The 18,073-nt window shown below is 34.1% G+C and carries 18 protein-coding genes and 1 pseudogene; 9 read left to right on the top strand and 10 right to left on the bottom strand.

Features of this window, described 5'->3' with window-relative positions; translation table 11 throughout:
* Positions 1–12: 12 nt before the first annotated feature.
* The 8 genes and pseudogenes from ACR1PN_RS05595 to ACR1PN_RS05630 form a co-directional block, all read right to left on the bottom strand.
* Positions 13–1,308, bottom strand: coding sequence for a glycosyl transferase family 1 (locus tag ACR1PN_RS05595; RefSeq protein ID WP_433979211.1), 1,296 nt, complete (start codon positions 1,306–1,308; stop codon positions 13–15).
* Between the two features lie 170 nt (positions 1,309–1,478).
* Positions 1,479–1,765 (bottom strand): annotated as a pseudogene (locus ACR1PN_RS05600) (GxxExxY protein).
* 21 nt (positions 1,766–1,786) lie between these two features.
* On the bottom strand, positions 1,787–4,327 hold the full coding sequence (locus ACR1PN_RS05605) for a YfhO family protein (protein WP_433979212.1): 2,541 nt from the start codon (positions 4,325–4,327) through the stop codon (positions 1,787–1,789).
* A 64-nt stretch (positions 4,328–4,391) separates the two neighbouring features.
* On the bottom strand, positions 4,392–4,619 hold the full coding sequence (locus tag ACR1PN_RS05610) for a hypothetical protein (RefSeq protein ID WP_378175076.1): 228 nt from the start codon (positions 4,617–4,619) through the stop codon (positions 4,392–4,394).
* Positions 4,620–4,705: 86 nt separating this feature from the next.
* The gene (locus tag ACR1PN_RS05615; protein WP_433979213.1) at positions 4,706–5,752 is read right to left on the bottom strand and encodes a DUF6263 family protein; all 1,047 of its coding nucleotides are present in this window, start codon (positions 5,750–5,752) and stop codon (positions 4,706–4,708) included.
* A gap of 63 nt (positions 5,753–5,815) precedes the next feature.
* Entirely contained in the window at positions 5,816–6,556 is a 741-nt protein-coding gene (gene rlmB / locus ACR1PN_RS05620) for a 23S rRNA (guanosine(2251)-2'-O)-methyltransferase RlmB (RefSeq protein WP_378175070.1), read from the bottom strand.
* 49 nt (positions 6,557–6,605) lie between these two features.
* A complete protein-coding gene (locus ACR1PN_RS05625) occupies positions 6,606–6,995 on the bottom strand; it encodes a four helix bundle protein (RefSeq protein WP_378175067.1) in 390 nt (129 codons plus the stop codon).
* 46 nt (positions 6,996–7,041) lie between these two features.
* Positions 7,042–7,512 (bottom strand): DinB family protein, encoded by a 471-nt coding sequence (locus ACR1PN_RS05630; RefSeq protein ID WP_378175064.1) that lies wholly within the window; start codon positions 7,510–7,512, stop codon positions 7,042–7,044.
* Between the two features lie 251 nt (positions 7,513–7,763).
* Here ACR1PN_RS05630 and ACR1PN_RS05635 point away from each other — a divergent pair, with 251 nt between their 5' ends.
* From ACR1PN_RS05635 to ACR1PN_RS05675, 9 genes are all read left to right on the top strand, one after another.
* A complete protein-coding gene (locus ACR1PN_RS05635; protein WP_433979214.1) occupies positions 7,764–8,768 on the top strand; it encodes an AAA family ATPase in 1,005 nt (334 codons plus the stop codon).
* 99 nt (positions 8,769–8,867) lie between these two features.
* Entirely contained in the window at positions 8,868–9,731 is an 864-nt protein-coding gene (locus ACR1PN_RS05640; protein ID WP_433979215.1) for a DUF58 domain-containing protein, read from the top strand.
* Between the two features lie 81 nt (positions 9,732–9,812).
* Positions 9,813–10,709: a BatD family protein gene (locus tag ACR1PN_RS05645; protein WP_433979216.1), complete on the top strand. Its 897-nt coding sequence runs from the start codon at positions 9,813–9,815 to the stop codon at positions 10,707–10,709.
* Positions 10,702–11,694 carry a vWA domain-containing protein gene (locus ACR1PN_RS05650; protein WP_433979217.1) on the top strand — a complete coding sequence of 331 codons (993 nt, stop codon included), beginning with the start codon at positions 10,702–10,704 and terminating at the stop codon, positions 11,692–11,694. Before ACR1PN_RS05645 ends, ACR1PN_RS05650 begins: the two co-directional genes overlap by 8 nt.
* Positions 11,694–12,701 carry a vWA domain-containing protein gene (locus ACR1PN_RS05655; protein ID WP_433979218.1) on the top strand — a complete coding sequence of 336 codons (1,008 nt, stop codon included), beginning with the start codon at positions 11,694–11,696 and terminating at the stop codon, positions 12,699–12,701. Before ACR1PN_RS05650 ends, ACR1PN_RS05655 begins: the two co-directional genes overlap by 1 nt.
* A gap of 102 nt (positions 12,702–12,803) precedes the next feature.
* Positions 12,804–13,523 carry a tetratricopeptide repeat protein gene (locus tag ACR1PN_RS05660; protein WP_378175046.1) on the top strand — a complete coding sequence of 240 codons (720 nt, stop codon included), beginning with the start codon at positions 12,804–12,806 and terminating at the stop codon, positions 13,521–13,523.
* The gene (locus tag ACR1PN_RS05665) at positions 13,523–15,256 is read left to right on the top strand and encodes a BatD family protein (RefSeq protein WP_433979219.1); all 1,734 of its coding nucleotides are present in this window, start codon (positions 13,523–13,525) and stop codon (positions 15,254–15,256) included. The genes ACR1PN_RS05660 and ACR1PN_RS05665 overlap by 1 nt, the downstream gene beginning before the upstream one ends.
* Before the next feature lie 42 nt (positions 15,257–15,298).
* On the top strand, positions 15,299–15,901 hold the full coding sequence (locus ACR1PN_RS05670) for a MarC family protein (RefSeq protein WP_378175040.1): 603 nt from the start codon (positions 15,299–15,301) through the stop codon (positions 15,899–15,901).
* 3 nt (positions 15,902–15,904) lie between these two features.
* Positions 15,905–16,105 (top strand): hypothetical protein, encoded by a 201-nt coding sequence (locus ACR1PN_RS05675; RefSeq protein ID WP_378175037.1) that lies wholly within the window; start codon positions 15,905–15,907, stop codon positions 16,103–16,105.
* Between the two features lie 71 nt (positions 16,106–16,176).
* On the opposite strand, the gene ACR1PN_RS05680 is transcribed toward ACR1PN_RS05675, so the two are convergent.
* Together ACR1PN_RS05680 and ACR1PN_RS05685 are read right to left on the bottom strand one after the other, a co-directional pair.
* Entirely contained in the window at positions 16,177–17,154 is a 978-nt protein-coding gene (locus tag ACR1PN_RS05680; protein WP_378175034.1) for a chorismate-binding protein, read from the bottom strand.
* A gap of 25 nt (positions 17,155–17,179) precedes the next feature.
* Positions 17,180–18,064, bottom strand: a complete 885-nt coding sequence (locus ACR1PN_RS05685; RefSeq protein WP_378175031.1) for a hypothetical protein — start codon at positions 18,062–18,064, stop codon at positions 17,180–17,182.
* Between the last annotated feature and the right edge of the window lie 9 nt (positions 18,065–18,073).

Raw genomic sequence — 18,073 nt, forward strand, 5'->3', positions numbered from 1 at the left:
GGGGAATAATTTTTATAAAATTTCGGAAAGTTGTTTGGTTAAATTTCTTCTCGAAAATTGCTCAATATTTTCTGTATTTTCTGAAAGATTTCCATTCTTCCACAAATTAAATTTTTCTAAAATAAAATCTTCAATTTCTTTAGAATCACTGTAAACGAAGTGTTTTCCTGCTTTTGTTTCATCAAGAATTTTTGAGACATCCGCTTTTTCCGGACCAAATGAAATAATCTGTTTTCCTGTCGCTAAATATTCGAATATTTTTCCGGGGATAATTCCTTTTGAAGAATTATTCGGGAAATTGGTAATCAATAAAAGCGAAGATTTCGACATTTCATCAACGGCTTTGTCATGGGAAACATAACCAAGATTCAAAATATGATTTTTTAAACTTAAATTTTCAATCGTTTCTAAAATCTTGTCATCAATTCTTCCGACAAACTTCAAACTAAAATTTTCCGCAAAATCTGAATTGGTTTTAACCAGATTATCTAATGCTTTCCAAAGGTTTTCAGGATTTCTTAACTGTTCTAAAACACCGATGTAACTTAGTGTGAATTGGGCTTGAGAGTTTGAGGATTGTAGAGTTTGAGAGTTTGAGTCGGATTCGTCGAAACCATTGGTAATACAAAATGCATTGGCTCCGTTTTTACGGAAATTTTCTGCATCGGTATAACTTGTCGCTAAAGTAATATCAGCATTTTTAAAAACTTCACTTTCCAGAAAACGATGTTTTTTGTCTGATCTGTTGGTCAGTTTTAAATGTTTGTAGTATGAAATTTCTGTCCAGGGATCACGAAAATCGGCAATCCACTTCAGGTTGGGCATTATCTTTTTTAGATTTAAGCCAATCAGATGCATCGAATGTGGCGGTCCGGAAGTAACAATGGTTTCAATATTATTTTCCTTCAAATATTTTTCTAAAAACTCAGAAGAAGGTTTTACCCAAAAAACTCTCGCGTCAGGAATGAAAAAATTGCCTCTTACCCAAATTGAAAATTTGGATTTCCAGCTTTGGTTTTTTCCGACATCAAATTGTCCGGCTTTGAATTTTTTATTGCTTTTATTCAGCTTTTCGGCCAATTGATAAGGTTCCCAAATTTTTGTTCGTACTATTTCTAAATCTTTTGGAACATCTTTCATCAGACTTTCATCCAACAAAGGATAACTCGGGTTTTCCGGAGTATAGATAATGGGTTTCCAGCCAAATTCAGGAAGATATTTTGCAAATTTCAGCCATCGCTGAACGCCTGGTCCTCCAGCAGGTGGCCAGTAATAAGTAATGATTAGGATTTTTTTATTTGTAGACATTGTTTTTATTTTAACCGCAAAAGAGACAAAAGATTTTCTTCTGTTTTTAGTATTTCAAAAGATAGCAAAATAAATTTCCCAATTTTCAGCAATTACATTTGTAACCTTTTGGATAACTTAGAAGATTTTTGTCTTTTGTTTCTTTTGCGGTTTAAAAATTAAAAAATTATTTAATCGTATTGGTCAAAGTATTTATTAATAAATGTTTCCTGACCAAAATGATATAAATTTTTAACGTTAAAATTCACTAAAATTCCTTTAGGGACTTTTAATAAATTCATATAATTAAGAATTTGTGACTTATGAATTTCTAAAATTGACGCAACAGATTGAATTCTTTTTCCAATGCTTTGTGATAAACAATTTCAGCTAAACCAGCACCCAAAATTTTGTGAACTTCAATACAGGCTCCATTGATTCTGTAAGTAAGGTCTGTTATATATTTTTGAGTAATCATAAGCTTTTTTAAACTTTTGAATTACTTAATGATTTCAATTTGTCTTTTGTCTCTTTTGCGGTAAACAAAATAAATTCCAAAAGCACTTAATGCAATGAATAACCCGAAGCAGATAAGCGAAATCCATTTTCCTTTTTCGATAACTTCAGGCTCGAAAATCATTTTGATATTGTGAGTTCCTGCTGGAACGTGAACAGCACGAAGCAAATAATCTGCTTTAATGTAAGGAACTTCTTTTTCGTCAATAATTACTTTCCAACCGTGAGGATAATAAACCTCAGAGAAAACCGCTAATTGGGGAGTCTTCGACTGAGATTTGAATTCCAGTTCATTGGCTTCATATTTAGTCAAGTTGATTGTTGCTGTTGAATCTGCCTGAACGGGTTTATTGCTGAAATAAGATTTATCAGAAGCATTGATAATTGCTGTTTTTTTACTATCGATCTCTCCTATTGATTTAATTTCTTCGTTTGGAGTATTTACAAATTTTAAATCACTTACAAACCATGCGTTTCCGTTTGCATTTGGATTTGGAACAACTTGCGGTTCTTGAGGATTTCCGAAAATCATATACTTCGTATTCAGTAAATTTAAAATTTTCGGTGTTCTTACACTGTCGGGCTGTACGATATATTCATTCAGTAAATCGTCATATCTTCTCAGTTTTACCGCATGATAACCTCCGATTGATGATTTGAAATAAGATGTATTGGTTTCATTAGTTGTTCCTAAAACCTGATTGTAAATTCGGTAATGTTTTTTGTCTTTTTCAGCAATGGTTTCCAATGTTTTGTTGACCGGAATACTGATCAAAATTGATTGCAAATTAGCATTGTCACCTACTTTTTCAGCCAAATAATCTGAACCTTCTGTTTGGAAAGGGTTTTCGGCGAAAATTTTATCTACGTAATTTTCATCATTTAAATAACGCTTGTTTACCGTCCAAAGGTCGAATAAACTTACCAATCCGATAATGATTAAAGCAATATTCTTATTTAATTTTTCTTTTAAAACAAAGAATAAAACAGCGGCAGTAATTCCTACATACAATAAGGCTTTAATGGCGTCTGTTCTGAATAATTTAAACCGGTCTTCAATAAGTACATCTAAAATAAAATTTGGGATTTCTTTTTCTGCATCATTCGTAAAACCTAAAAGTGATTTTCCGAAAAGAATAAGAATTAGAGTCAAACCTAAAGTTCCGCCCGTCACATAGATTAATATTTTCTTTTTGTATTCTTCCGTTAATTTCTGGTCTGTGAAAAACTTATACAAACCGATAATTGCGATGAGTGGGAAAAGAAGCTCAACAACGACCAAAATAGATGACGGTGCTCTGAATTTGCTATAAAACGGAACGTAATCGATAAAGAAATCTGATAAAGGCATAAAGTTGCTTCCCCAGGCAAGCAGAACCGTCAAAATTGTTGCTCCTAAAATCCAGTAACGGTATTTTTTAGAGGCAAAAAAGAATCCTAAAACAGCAAGGAAACAAACTACTGCTCCCTGATAAGCGGGTCCTGAAGTTCCGGGCTGATCGCCCCAATAAGGGGTTGTCTGCTGCACAATGCTTTGTACACCTTGCTCAACCTGGTTTTCGTCATTGATCTGCCCGGATAAAGATTCACGAAGCTTGTTTTCGTAAGAATCTGAAAACTTTTCCTGACTTCCGCCTCCCATTAATTTAGGGATGAAAAGATTAAGCGTTTCAAGTCTTCCGTAACTCCAGTTTAAGATACTTGCTTTATCCATTCCTGAATTTCCGGCTTTGTGACTGTCGTTAGTCAGAACTTGTTTTCCTCTTACCGTTTCTTTAATGTACTCAGAATTTGCCATGATTCTTTGAGAATTCATCCCAACTCCGATGATTAAAGCTCCTGCAATAATTCCTGATGAAATCAGGAAATGTTTCATCGGAACTTTTTTCAAAATTGCTCTTACTAATTCAGATATAAATAAAAATCCAAGTCCTAAAAATAAATAATAGGTCATTTGCGGGTGGTTTGCCGCAACCTGCAATCCGAAGAAAAGGGTAGTGACAATAAAGCCGATGACATATTTTTTTCGAATATAAACCAATAGAATTCCGGCTAAAAGTGGTGCGAAATATTCTATGGTATTTACTTTTCCGTTGTGTCCGGCTGCGATAATAATATAGAAATAAGTCGAGAGTCCGAAGAATGTGGCTCCTAAAAGTGCATATTTCCAGTTTCGGACGGCAACCATTCCCAAAAGAAAAAATCCTGAAAATAATAAAAACAGATAATTAACCGGTCTTGGCAAAATATTCAGATAGCTGTCTAATTTTTTGATAATATCGCCTTCAAAGCGGCTTCCCATTTGGTAAGTCGGCATTCCGCCAAACATAGAGTCGCTCCAATAGGTTTCTTTATCAAAATTTTCACGATAATCGATAAGTTCTTTTGCACCGCCACGATATTGTACAATATCATGTTGGAAAAGCTGTTTTCCTGTAAAAACAGGAGTAGAATATAAAAATGCTAAAACTAAAAATGCAATCAGAGAAACTGCAATGTATATTAAGTTTTTGTTTTTTGCCATTTTGGTTATTAAGTAGATTTAAATTTGGATGTTTTTAAAGATTCAGAATAAATTTCAGATAAAATTATTTTTTCTCTTTCACCTCTTCATAGTCCACAGTTTCTGCGTCCCATTTTACTTTTTTCTCAATATTTGATTTTGAGGTTTTGTTTTCCTGCTGCTGATTTTTGTTGGGATTAAATCCCATGTAGGTATAAAACTTTTTGAAGAAAATTCTTTTCAGAATATTCCAGACAAAAAAGATAATAATCGTAGCGAGAACAATCTCAAAAATACCTTTGATAAAAGACATAATTTTTTAGTTTAATATTCAAGGTTTAAGGTTTAAAGTTTATCCTCATTCTAATTATAAACTCTCAAACCCTCCAACCCTAAAACTTATTTAGACGAAGGATTCACCATTACTGAAGAGTTGGAAACGCTCTTCATCGACTGAGACTGTTTTCCGTCTGAAATGGTTTCTACCTGAGTTGTTTTTACAGTAATGTTCTGATTGTTAATCCATCCCGTGTTTTGATCAAACTTAATGGTTCCGTTTTGAGACAATTCACTGCTCATACTATGTGTCATTGCGCCCTGAGATTTTTTCTCTTCTTTTTTTGGAATTCCGCCGGCGATTGAAATTTCAAGAATTCCGTTTCCTGCACTTTTCAAAGTATAATTTGAAGTCACTTTAATTTTTCCGGCTGCATCAGCATTTTCCGAAGTACTCCATTTTTCACCAATTTTGGCGCCTTTTTTTGGAAGAATGGAAAGATTTTTTTCAAACTGGTCTTTCAAAACCTTTTCGTTGAAGCTTTCTTTCAGACTGGCAACAACACTTTCTCTCTGGTTTGCATCTTTGATGATATTTTTAAGAGCATTGGAAATTTTTGTATAAACTGCATCAAACCCTGTGATGGAGATCACTTTTCCTCTGTTATCCATCTTCATGTTCAGTTTGTTTCCGGTAAGCGCTTTGTTGACGTTCCAAAGCATTTTCAGGTCATCTTCTTTCGGAATAGGTAATTTAGTGTCAACAACGATTGTTTTTCCCTGAGCTGACTGAGAATTTCTTTTTCCAATCAGATTAATGGTCATGTCGTAAACATTTCCTTTGATATCATTTACTGTAAAACTCATTTCGTCAGTAGATTCGCTGGTTCCGTTTATGGTTTGTCCTTGCGGATCAGTCATTGTTTTTGTATCTCTCTGATAGGTTGTCAAAGGATAAGTTTTTCCTTTTTCAAGCTTGAAGGTTTGCTTGAAGATGCCCAAAGAATCCTTAATTGCCGCATCAGCTTTTACTTCTTTTACAGAATCCGCAGGAACTTCTACGGTGATGGTTTTTCCGGTTTTAGGATCTACTTTGGTAATAGTTGATGTTTCTTTTTTACATGAAACAACTGCTATTAAGATAAGCGCTGAAGCTGCTATATTTTTCATATTTAAATTTTCTAAGTTTAAAATGTGCTCAATGAGGCACAGTGAATTTTTAATGTTTTTTAATTAAATTTTTACCAGTTTCTGTCTCATCGCTTCATACAAAATGGCTCCACAAGCAACTGAAACATTCAGAGATTGGGTTTTTCCCTCTATCGGAAGTTTTATTTTTTCATCTGAATGATGCAGAACTTCTTTAGAAATTCCGGTTTCTTCATTACCCATTACAATTGCGCAAGGTTCTGTAAAATTCACATCGTATATCAATTTTTGCGCCTTTTCTGTTGCTGAAAATACAGAAATTCCGCTTTGCTGTAGAAAGTCTACAACATGAGCAAGATTCGGTTCTTTACAGATTTTAATGTTGTACATTGCTCCTGCGGAAGTTTTAATAGCATCAGAGTTTACCGGCGCTCCGCCTTTTTCCGGGATAACTACGGCATCAATTCCAACACATTCTGCAGTTCTGCAGATTGCTCCGAAGTTTCTTACGTCAGTTAATCTATCCAGAATAAGAATGAAAGGCGTTTTTCCCTGTTCAAATAATTCTGGAACAATGTCTTCCACTCTGTGAAACGGAACATCCGAAATAAAAGCAACCACACCCTGATGGTTTTTTCTGGTGAAACGGTTAAGTTTTTCTACCGGAACATAGTTGGGACGGATTTTATTTTTCGCTAAAATAGCTTTCAATTCAGCATAAATTTCTCCCTGCAATGCATTTTGTACAAAAATTTTGTCAATAGTTTTTCCAGCCTCAATAGCTTCCAATACGGGACGAAGCCCAAAAATAAAATCGTCTTTCATATGTATAGTTCAACGTTTAGGGTTTGAAGTTCAATGCTTTTATTGTCTGTTATTTGAACTTTGTTCCTTTCAGTTCTGTATTCTTTAAATAATTTATAAATGAGCCTATTTTTCTGCTCAATAATTCAGTCTGTTCTCTTAAAATTTCAAATTTTTCAGGAGTGATAAAACTTCTGTCCAATACTCTGTATAACTGTGATCTTGTTTCTCCGCATGATGCTTTAGCAATTGAAAGAAAATTAATGAATTCTTTATTTCCGTTTCTTTCAAATCCTTCAGCAATATTATCCATAATTGAACCCGATGAGCCATCAATTTGGTTGCTTAATCTAAAGTTGTTTTTAAGATTCGTAGTTTCAATAATTTCGAAAATGTCATTGCATAAAGTTCGTGCTAATTTCCATATTTCCAAATCTTCGAATTTATTGACCGTTGCCATAACTTTAAACCTTGAACATTAAACCTTGAACATTAAACTTTGAACCTTAGTACTTTTCTCCTAAAATTGCACGTTTCTGCGCCATGGCATAGCCATAATGCAGACTTTCGTGCATATTGTTAAAAATGATTGCATCCTGAATGCTTTTCAAATCCATCCCAAAGCTTGTTGTATAAGGTGTATAGTCTGAAAAAAAATCATTATCAAAATCTTTCATTAAAGTTTTTGACGTTTCGGTTAGTAGAAATTCAAGATCCTCCACTTCAGATTTTTGTACATTCAGATTGGGTAATGTTCCTTTTTTGTAAGTTTCAATCCAGTATTTATCAATTCTGAAAGGATTTCCGCTCAGATAATAATGCAGCAATTGCTGTGTAGCAACAGTGTGTGCAATATTCCAATAAATATTATTATTAAAACCATCCGGAATCAGCAAAAGATCTTCGTGAGAAGTGTTTTGAAGGATATCTAAAAGGTTTTTTCTTACCTGTCGGTGAGCTTGAAAATGATAATTCATTTTGCAATATTTTAATCTTCAAAAATAGTTTAATAAACTGAAAATGACAATTATTGACCGATTCAATCAGTAAAAATTTATATATTTTTATGAAATTAAAGGTTTCATTGATAATGATTTAGAAAATTGTCTTGAGATTGTCTAAAATTCATCTCAGAATATTTAACAAACTTTAACTCTAAAATGGCATTTATTGTGTTGATAAATGCATGGATTTATCAGAAATTTACCCATTAATTTAATTTTAAAGAATGTCAGATTCATATCAAGCAGAAGACATCCGTCAACTTACGGAGAAAGTAAAAGAACAAAATTTCTTTTTCAATCTTCTGAGGCAGGAAATCAATAAAGCAATCGTCGGTCAGCATTACATGATCGACCGTCTTTTGATAGGACTTTTAGGAAATGGTCACGTGCTTTTGGAAGGTGTTCCCGGTTTGGCTAAAACTTTGGCCATAAAGACTTTGGCAGAAGCTGTTCATGGAGAGTTTTCGAGAATTCAGTTTACTCCGGATTTGCTTCCTGCAGATGTGGTGGGAACGATGATTTACAATATCAAGGAAAATGATTTCTCTATAAAAAAAGGGCCTGTTTTTGCCAATTTTGTCTTGGCAGACGAGATTAATAGAGCTCCTGCAAAAGTGCAGTCTGCTCTTCTGGAAGTGATGCAGGAAAAACAGGTGACAATCGGAGATGAAACGATGCCTTTACCAAAACCGTTTTTGGTTTTAGCAACTCAAAACCCTATTGACCAGGAAGGAACTTATCTTTTACCTGAAGCGCAAAGCGACCGTTTTATGCTGAAATGTAAAATTGATTATCCTGAATTTGAAGATGAAAGACAGGTGATGAGAATGGTTTCTACATCGCATCAACCCGAAATTAAACAAGTTATTTCTCTACAAAATATTGTGGAAGCAAAATCTCTGGTCAATCAGATTTATCTGGATGAAAAAATTGAGAAATATATTCTAGATATGGTTTTTGCCACCCGTTTCCCTGAAAAATACGGTCTTTCTGAACTGAAAAATTACATCAGCTTCGGAGCTTCTCCAAGAGCATCTATCAATTTGGCAATTGCTTCAAGAGCGTATGCATTTTTGAAAGGCAGAGCTTTTGTAATTCCTGAAGATGTAAAAGCTTTAGCGCAGGATGTTTTAAGACATAGAATCGGATTGACATTTGAGGCGGAAGCGGAAGAGATTTCAGCCGAAGAAATTGTAAATAGAATTTTAGCGAAAATCCAGGCACCTTAATCGTAATTTGAAAATTTAAAAATGTAGAAATTTGAAAATTATTTTAACAACATTTTTCTCATTTTCAAATTCTCAAATTAACACATTTTCAAATTGACTATGCAGATAAAAGACATTGTAAAAAAAGTCAAGCAAATAGAAATCCGTACTAGAAGGAAAACGGAGGCTACTTTAATGGGACAATATCACAGTGCTTTTAAAGGACAGGGAATGACGTTTGCGGAAGTTCGTCCTTATCAGTTCGGAGATGAAATTCGAAGAATAGACTGGAATAAAACCGCACGTTTCCGTGAACCTTTCGTAAAGGTCATGGAAGAGGAGCGTGAATTGACGATGATGATTTTGGTGGATATTTCCGCCTCAATGGATTATGGAACAAAAACTCAGCTTAAACGCGAATACGTCGCTGAAATTGCTGCAAGTTTAGGGTTTTCCGCAGCCGGAAATAATGATAAAGTAGGGTTGATTCTGTTTGCCGATAAAGTGTATAAAGTTATTCCGCCACAAAAGGGAAGAAAGCATATTTTGTCGTTGGTGAGTCAGATTCTGACCGCAGATTATGTTCCTGCAGTCTCAAAAGTTGATAAAGCTTTAGAATACATGATGGGGATTTTTAAAAGAAAGTCTCTTGTGTTTTTACTTTCGGATTTTGAAGATGAATATGATTCTAAAATTCTGAGAGTTGCGTCCAAAAAACATCAGCTTCTCGGCATGAGAATTTTCGACGAAAAAGACAATGAAATTCCTGATGTTGGTTATGCACTTTTAAATGATGCAGAAACAGGAAAGCAGATTTGGGTAAATACCTCAAGTGCAAGATGGAGATATACTTTTGCAGAAGCTCAGAAACAGAAACAGCGAAATCTGGAAGAGGATTTCGCCAATTCTTCAGCAGAATTTATGAACATAAATACAGGAGAAGATTACTCAAAATTATTATATAATTATTTTCAGAAAAAATAAATATCCAATAGGAGCAGATTTTAGTCTGCTTTAAATTGTAAAACCAAAAAATAGGCTTGAGCCAAAACTTAGTATTTAAAATTGAAAAAAATATTCTTATTACTCTCATTTTTTATCTGTGTAAATTCTTTTTCACAGCTGCTTTCTTCAAATCTGGAGAAGAAAACGCTTGCTTTGGGGGAAACTGATCAGCTGGTAATTAAAATCCAAAATCTCAAAAGTCGGGCTGTTGTCACTGCTCCAAAAAATGAGTTACTGCCTTTTCATTTTGAAGAAATCAAAGACAGTATCGGTATAGATGCCAATACTTATGAACGACGTATAGAATTTGCAGTATATGAGGAAGGGACTTTTAAAATCCCTGAACTCGAATTTAAAGTTGGTGAAAAACTTCTGAAAACAATTCCGTACGAAATTGAAGTTATCAATACGGCAACAAAAGATGACAAGATCAATGATATTATGAACAATAAGGAAGTTGATCTGGAGGCTACAGATTATTGGGAACTTTATAAATGGTATATTTTTGCAGCATTAGCGGTTATTGCTTTGTTTTTTGCTGTCATTATGTTTGTAAAATATGGTAAAAAGAAAAAAAGTTCACCTGTCGTAACAACCAATCAGACTTTGAAGGAATTAGATTTATTAAAGAAGAAAAAATACATCGAAGAAGGAAATTACCGTTCTTTTTATGTAGAACTGATTGATATTTCAAGGAAATTCATTACAAAACAATACCGGATTCCTGCAGATGTTTTGCTGACAGATGATTTGATTGCTTTAATGAAACAAAACAACACAATATCCCAAGATAACGAGAAAATTGTAGAAGATGTATTTCTACGGGGTGATCTTGTGAAGTTTGCCAAGACTTTTCCGGATAAAGATTTAATGGAAAAAGATTTTGCAGAGATACGGGATTTTGTAAAAAGATCTTCAGACGACTTAGAATTTGAAAACCTTAGAAAAGATGTTTAATTTCGAGTTTTACAGTCCGTGGTTTTTTCTGCTGTTCCTTGTGTTTATTCCGCTCCTGTTCAGGGATTTTAGTCAGAAAAAGAAAAAAGGAATCAAAGTTCCTACAACCAGCAATATGGATGGAAGCAATGGAATTTTGCCGGTACTTTTTCTTTTAAAAATTTCTAAATATATTATTCTTTCTGCATTAATTATTGCCATGGCAAGACCGAGAACTTTTTCGGTTTCTCAGGATAGGGATGAGACTAAAGGAATTGATATTATGCTGGCTGTAGATGTCTCTTTGAGTATGTTCTCTAAAGATTTTGATCCTGATCGTTATGCTGTTCTGAAAAAGATTGCGGTAGATTTTATAAACCAGCGCCCGAATGACCGGTTTGGATTGGTAAATTATAAGCTGGAAGCTTTTCTGAAAGTTCCGCTCACTTTCGACCATGATGCAGTAAAATACGAAATCGAAAACATGAACCAGCGTGAAATGACAGACGGAACTTCTGTTGGTGATGGTTTGGCGGTTGCGGTAAATCACTTAATGAAAAGCAAAGCGAAAAGTAAAATTGTCATTCTGATGACGGATGGACAGAATACAAGAATAAACGGACTTTTCCCGCCACAGCTTGCTGCTGTTCTTGCCAAAGACAATAATATTAAAGTATATTGCATCGGGATTGGGACAAACGGATATGCTTTAATGCCTTATGATTATGACGAATTCGGTTACTATTACCGTGAACAACCTGTTGCTATTGATGAAGATATGCTTCGTGAGATTGCAAATACTACAGGAGGAATTTACTACAGGGCCAATTCGGAAAACAAGCTTGAAGAAATCTATTCTGATATCAATAAGCTGGAGAAAACAGATATTCGGGTTTCCCGAAATTATAATTATGAAGAATATTTCAAGATTTTTCTTTGGATTGCTTTGGGAATGTTGGTCTTTGATGCCTTTCTACGTTGGATACTTTATAAATTTTTAAGCTGATGAATTGGTATTTAGGAAATAACTGGTATTTGTTGTTATTGTTGCTTCTGCCGCTTTTGTCTTTTTTTCTGATCCGTTTTCTGAGATGGAAGAAAAAGAAAAGGGAATTGTTTGCAGATCCAAAATTCCATGAAGTTTTGTTTGATAAAAACTCTAAATTTTTAAAGGTTTTTCCTGCCTTTTATTTTCTTGCAACTTTATTTTTGATATTTTCAATTATCGATTTTCTTAGTGGTTCAGAAAAAATTGAGACTAACCAGAAAATGAATAATGTGATTTTTATGATGGATGTCTCCAGTTCGATGAATGCGGAAGATATTAGTCCTGATAGGCTCACACAAGCAAAAAACCTGATCATTAATACCATTCATGAGCTTAAAAATGACAAAATAGGAATTGTAATTTTTGCAGGAGAAGCAGTCTCTGTAATGCCATTAACCACTGATTATGGCAGCGTAGAAACTTATATTTCTGATCTTCAGACAACAGATATTACGATTCAAGGGACTGATTTTTTGCAGGCCATGGAAACTGCTGTAGGCAAATTTAAAAATATAAACAAAGGAGCAAGGAAAGTGGTTCTGATCAGTGACGGAGAAGATAATGAAGGAAATGATAATGCAGCAATCCGTTTAGCCAATAAAGAAGGAATAACAATTACTTCAGTCGGTGTGGGTTCGGATGAAGGTGCTCCGATTCCTGTTTATCTATATGGGCAATTACAAGGGTATAAATTTGATAGTAGTGGTGAAACAGTTGTATCAAAAAGACAAACCGAAGCATTGAAAAAAATGGCAGAATCAACTGGCGGTGCTTATATTGACGGGAATAATATGAATGATGCTCCTAAAAGAATTGTAGAAGAGCTTAACAAAAAAGTAGCAAATACAACCACATCGGTTAAATCCCAGAATGCCAATCATTATTATCAGTATTTTTTAGCAGTTTCAATATTTCTATTTCTTATTATTTTTCTTTTCAATCCTAAAAGAGATTTTAATATCTGATAATATACCGATAATACTTTAACCCAATTTTAACAAATAATACGCTGTTTATTAACATATAAAGGGATAATTTTGCAAGAGATGAATACTAAAATTGTATTTTTGGCGTTAATATTTGCTTTTCCGTTCTCAGGTGTATTATTTGGGCAAGGAAGTTACAAGACCTTAGTATACGAAGGCAATAAGAAATTTGATGCCAATGATTACGATGGTGCTTCTACAAAATATATGGAAGCCATAAAATCAAACTCTGGTGATTTTACGGCACATTATAATTTGGGAAACGCTCTGTATAAAAAGAAAATGTATCAGGAAGCCAAGGAAGAGTATGCTAAAGCAGAAAAACTTTCTCAGACTTTACCAGACAAAGCAGCGGCGCTTCATAATCTGGGAAATACGATGATGCAGATGAACCAGCCGGAGAAAGCGGCAGATTATTATAAGCAGTCTCTGAAACAGGATCCTTATAAAGAAGCTACGAGGAAAAATTATGAAATTGCCAAGCTTAAGCTTAAGGAAATACAGAGAAACAAAAAACAGGAGCAGGAGAACAAATCCGGTAAAAACGGAGGTGGTGAAGATAAAAAGAAGGGAGAGCAGGGAGATTCCAAGAATCAGAAAAATGAGCAGGGAAATGGTCCTCAACAGGATAAAGGAGAAGATTCTAAACCCAAAGGTAATGGTAGTAAAGGTAAGCAGCTTCCTAAAGAATTAGAAAAAGCAATACTCGATACAATCAACGGCAGAGAAAGAAAAACTGCCAGAAGAATTTTAAACGAAAAATCTTATTCAAAGCCGCAAAGCAACGAGAAAGATTGGTGATGACACAAAGAATTATTTACGCAATATTTACCCTTTTATCTGTAATTTCTTACGGGCAGGTAAAACTTACCATGAAACCGGATAAAACCGATTACAATGGCAGGGAAGTCGTAAATCTTACCATTACTTTAGAATTAAATGGTGACAATCTCGTTCAGCAGAGTAAATTAATGCTTCCGGATCTTTCTAAATTTAATATGATCGGCAGCGGATCATTCAACCAAGGGGTGAGAGACGCCGAAACAAATACGGCAATTGATGAATATGTCACCCGTATTGCGCTTGAACCTAAACAGAAAGGTAAAATCCGTATCGGCTCTGTTTTGGTGACTGTTAATAATAAAATCTACAAAACCGAACCGTTTGATATTTTCATCAGAGATGTTGAAAAGAAGCCTGTAGCTAATGTTTCCAATGATGTGTACCTTAATATGGAGATCGACGACCGTGAAGTGTATCAGGATCAGCCTACGGTTGCAGTTCTCAGAGTTTATTCTAAAAATATCGACAATCTCAGAAAAGTTAAAAATATCAAACTTCCCGAGCAGGAAAATATCAACGTACATCCTATTAATTTAAAAAGATCAGAGATAGATCCTTACGGTTTCGGAAATATGGCATCACAGGTTCTTGCGGTGTTTATGGTTTTTCCAAACGAGGCCGGTTATATTGATGTTCCTCCGGTTTCTGCTTCTGTAAATACATTTTCGAGTAAAAATAAAATTGCTTCCAATAAAGTAAAACTTAACGTTAAAAAGCTTCCTGAAGGTTCGCCGGAAAGTTTTAAAAATGCAGTCGGTAACTTTAAGGTGGATGTCTATCATTCAGCAAAAGAAAAAGTTGAGGTTAAAAAACCGGTTAATGTTACCGTAAAAGTTTCAGGAGAAGGAAATCTTGCAGATCTGAATCTTCCTAAAATTGAAGAATCACCTGATTATGATGTTTTTGCACCAAAAATTACGACTCGTATAAGTCCGGGACTTACAGGGTTAAAAGGTGAAGTTTTAGCAAAATATATTTTGATTCCTAAAAAAGCTGGCAATCTTATTGTTAAAACAGAACCATTTGCTTACTTCAACCCTTCGGAAAAGGAATATATAAATTTAGGTCAGGAAAAACTTGACCTTACATCATTTTCCCATGATGAAGTACTGGAAGCACGTTCTACCGTAGAAAAAGTAAATGATTATACCAATACTTTGCTTGAAACCGTTGACAGTCCTGTTTTAAAAACAACTTCATTCAAGGTTAAAGAAAAAAGCAAGTTCAACTGGAATGTGTTGGTGGTGAACCTATCTATTCTTATTGTTCTGTTTTTAGTATATCTGGTGTTTAGAAATTGGCAAAAAAACCGAAATATAATTAAGGATAAACAAACTCCGAAACCGTTGGGTTCTGTAGCAGAAACAGAGCAGGAAATAAGAGAAAGTTTAAAAACAGATATTTCCGATTATTTTGCATACCTCGAAAATCTTAAAAATTCGGGAGAATATCAGAAGTTTTTTGAAACTTTTGATGAAATGGACCAGGAAGTGAGAAGCCAGTATTTCCAAAGTTCTAAGGATGATTTCAGGGCTTTTCTTGAAAGACATAACGGCAGTTCGGTTGCAGAAAACTATCAGGAGCTTCAGCAGAAAATCCAGATTGAAAAGTATTCTCCGCTGAGTTCAGAAGACTCTGTTAACGATTTACTAAAAGATATTGTTAAATTATACTCTGTAATTAGTAAATAATCATTTTTTATTCATATTTTTGCGAAATTAACAATCGTAGAAATGGAAATATTCGACAGCTTTTCGATAAAAGAGGTTATTACCAGCTTTATGGTACTTTTTGCGGTGATCGATATCATCGGATCTGTTCCTATTGTGGTAAGCTTGCAGCAAAAATTCGGACAGATTGAAGCGGGAAGAGCTTCGATTACAGCCGGATTGATTATGATCGTATTTCTTTTTGTAGGAAATAAGATTCTAAAGTTTATCGGTGTGGATGTAAATTCCTTTGCCATTGCCGGAGCTTTTGTCATTTTTGTCATTGCTCTCGAAATGATTTTAGGAATTGAAATCAATAAAACCACCGAAGCAAAATCTGCCTCCATTGTCCCGATTGCATTCCCTTTGGTGGCTGGAGCAGGAACTTTAACAACGACTTTGTCCTTAAGGGCAGAGTTTCATGATATTAACATTATTTGTGGCATCATTCTCAATACAATTTTCGTATATTTGGTGCTGAAATCTGCGAAGTGGATCGAGAAAAAAATGGGAGAGGCATCTTTGGCAATTCTTCAGAAAGTTTTCGGAATTATCCTGCTGGCAATTTCAATTAAATTATTTACCGCAAATTTTGCACAGCTTGTGTCAAACTATATTAATTTTTAGATCATGCAGAAGTTTTATAAAGTATTTTTGATTGTATTTATCGTGATTATTGCCATTAATGGTTATGCATTAAGCAGAAATTTAGGGGCAGAACTTACCTCTGAAGACAATATGAAGTTTTTAATTTCAATCGCTTGCGGACTGTTGGGCATTGCCTTGCTTTTCATCCTGAATACATGGAGTAAGATTGGCGTAAAGAAGTAATTCTTTATCAGTATAAAATTTAAACCTCTTTCATTTGGAAGAGGTTTTTTGTTGACTACTAATTTTCAATTTTAACAATTTAAAACCAAATTCTTCAGCACCGCCTCAGATTTAAACTCTGTCTCTTTCCATTCTTTTTCCGGGTTGCTTTGGGCGGTAATTCCGCCTCCGACAAACAGATGAACAGAATTTTTATATAATCTGGCACAACGAAGATTCACGAAATACTGTATATAATCCTGGGTTTCAATCTTGATAAATCCGGCATACAATTCACGAGGAAATTTTTCCACTTTTTCAATGATCTTTTTACAAAAATCCTTCGGAATTCCGCAAACCGCAGGGGTGGGATGAAGATCTTTTATTAAATGGTCTAAATTTTCAGGATTGATTTTTATTTTAAAATCGGTGCGTAAATGCTTTATATTTCCCGAAATATGATCATACGTTTCAGATTCCTGAATAGAATCCAAACTATTGTATTTCTCTAAAATATTTCTGATGTAACTTGAAACCGGTTTTTGTTCTTCAATTTCTTTTTCTGTCCATTCGTCAGAAACAGCAATTGTTCCGGCAAGACTCATCGTTTCAAACTCATGGGTTGATTTATTGAATTTTCCCAAAACTTCAGAAAAAGCTCCCATCCAGGAGATTTTCCCATCAAAAAACAGATATTTAAAAGCGTTCGGATAGTTTTTACAAAGATTATTGAAGCTGCTTTTCAGATCAATTGTTTTAAAATCTGTAATGAACTTTCTTCTGGAAAGAACCAATTTTGGAAGATTGTTTTCTTTAATAATTTCGATTACTTCATTAAGCTTTTGAAGATATTCCTCTTTATTTTCCGGGATGATTTGGGGGTGATCTTCGGGTAAAATTTCTGAATTTATGGTTAAAAGATCAAATTCCAACTGATTTTTTTCAATAATATTTCCTGAAATCTCAGTCTTTTCAGCATTGTTGAATGAGTGGAAAGTAACTGAAGCTGTATTCTGATTTTCGTCTGTGGAATAGAGTTTTTCGTCAAAAGGAAATTTGAAATAGATCATAATTTTTGAAACTTTAAGAGCATCATTATTTAGAAATAGCATAAGAAATTCCTAAAACGATTTTTCTTTCAGCAAAGGTATTATTAGTCTTAAAAATGTCAAAATCAAATGAACTGTTTTTTAAAGAAAGATTCCTGATTTTATAATATTGATATTCCAGATCGATCATGAAACGGCTGAAAACCCGGTACTGAATACCCAAAGAAAACCCGAGATTGATCTGATTGCTTTTAAAATCATCAAGTTTGTTTAGGACATTATTTTCAGGCACTAAAAACTGCATTTTGTAAATGTTTTTATTGGCAAGAAAACCTACAGACGGACGAATATTTTTCCATTCATAGAAGGCTTTTAGCCCTAAAACATATTCAAAATGTTTGTTGTTGAATCTCTGAAAAAGTAAAGGTTGATTGTCTTCCGAAAAATAAAATCCGTTGAGATAAGTTTCTTCTTTATTGGCGTCCAAGTCGAATTTGGAATTCCAATGAAAAACATTCGCAGAAAGCATTAATGAAAAATTGGGATTGATAATGCTTTTTGAAATCCAGATACCTAGATTTTGACCGAACTGCTGTTGTTTACCGGAGAAATTTTTTGCCCAATTAGCATTTTTAAAACCAATTCCGCCCTGAATCCCATATTTAAAGCCTGTGTATGAAGTTTTTTTTATCTGCTCTTCAAGTTCTGTTTTATCAACGATCTGATGATTTGAGTTTATTTCTTTATGCTGAATTTGTAAAGGTGAAAACGTAAGAAATGCGGGTTTTAATCTGATTGCCTTTTCTAGATAAATCGTGTCATAAACAATTACTTTTTCATAAACATACACCGTATCTGTTTTTTTGCGTTGTGCAAAGGTCTGAGCAAATACGATAACAGAAAAAAGTAAAATTATTTTTCTTAAAAGCATGGTTTATCA

Origin of the sequence: Chryseobacterium sp. RLHN22 (assembly GCF_051011795.1) — a bacterium.
GTDB lineage: Bacteria > Bacteroidota > Bacteroidia > Flavobacteriales > Weeksellaceae > Chryseobacterium > Chryseobacterium zhengzhouense.

Coding starts and splice junctions, on each gene's coding strand:
- ACR1PN_RS05595 (WP_433979211.1), bottom strand. CDS start 1,308: ATGTCTACAAATAAAAAAATCCTAATCATTACTTATTACTGGCCACCT.
- ACR1PN_RS05605 (WP_433979212.1), bottom strand. CDS start 4,327: ATGGCAAAAAACAAAAACTTAATATACATTGCAGTTTCTCTGATTGCA.
- ACR1PN_RS05610 (WP_378175076.1), bottom strand. CDS start 4,619: ATGTCTTTTATCAAAGGTATTTTTGAGATTGTTCTCGCTACGATTATT.
- ACR1PN_RS05615 (WP_433979213.1), bottom strand. CDS start 5,752: ATGAAAAATATAGCAGCTTCAGCGCTTATCTTAATAGCAGTTGTTTCA.
- rlmB (WP_378175070.1), bottom strand. CDS start 6,556: ATGAAAGACGATTTTATTTTTGGGCTTCGTCCCGTATTGGAAGCTATT.
- ACR1PN_RS05625 (WP_378175067.1), bottom strand. CDS start 6,995: ATGGCAACGGTCAATAAATTCGAAGATTTGGAAATATGGAAATTAGCA.
- ACR1PN_RS05630 (WP_378175064.1), bottom strand. CDS start 7,512: ATGAATTATCATTTTCAAGCTCACCGACAGGTAAGAAAAAACCTTTTA.
- ACR1PN_RS05635 (WP_433979214.1), top strand. CDS start 7,764: ATGTCAGATTCATATCAAGCAGAAGACATCCGTCAACTTACGGAGAAA.
- ACR1PN_RS05640 (WP_433979215.1), top strand. CDS start 8,868: ATGCAGATAAAAGACATTGTAAAAAAAGTCAAGCAAATAGAAATCCGT.
- ACR1PN_RS05650 (WP_433979217.1), top strand. CDS start 10,702: ATGTTTAATTTCGAGTTTTACAGTCCGTGGTTTTTTCTGCTGTTCCTT.
- ACR1PN_RS05655 (WP_433979218.1), top strand. CDS start 11,694: ATGAATTGGTATTTAGGAAATAACTGGTATTTGTTGTTATTGTTGCTT.
- ACR1PN_RS05665 (WP_433979219.1), top strand. CDS start 13,523: ATGACACAAAGAATTATTTACGCAATATTTACCCTTTTATCTGTAATT.
- ACR1PN_RS05670 (WP_378175040.1), top strand. CDS start 15,299: ATGGAAATATTCGACAGCTTTTCGATAAAAGAGGTTATTACCAGCTTT.
- ACR1PN_RS05675 (WP_378175037.1), top strand. CDS start 15,905: ATGCAGAAGTTTTATAAAGTATTTTTGATTGTATTTATCGTGATTATT.
- ACR1PN_RS05680 (WP_378175034.1), bottom strand. CDS start 17,154: ATGATCTATTTCAAATTTCCTTTTGACGAAAAACTCTATTCCACAGAC.
- ACR1PN_RS05685 (WP_378175031.1), bottom strand. CDS start 18,064: ATGCTTTTAAGAAAAATAATTTTACTTTTTTCTGTTATCGTATTTGCT.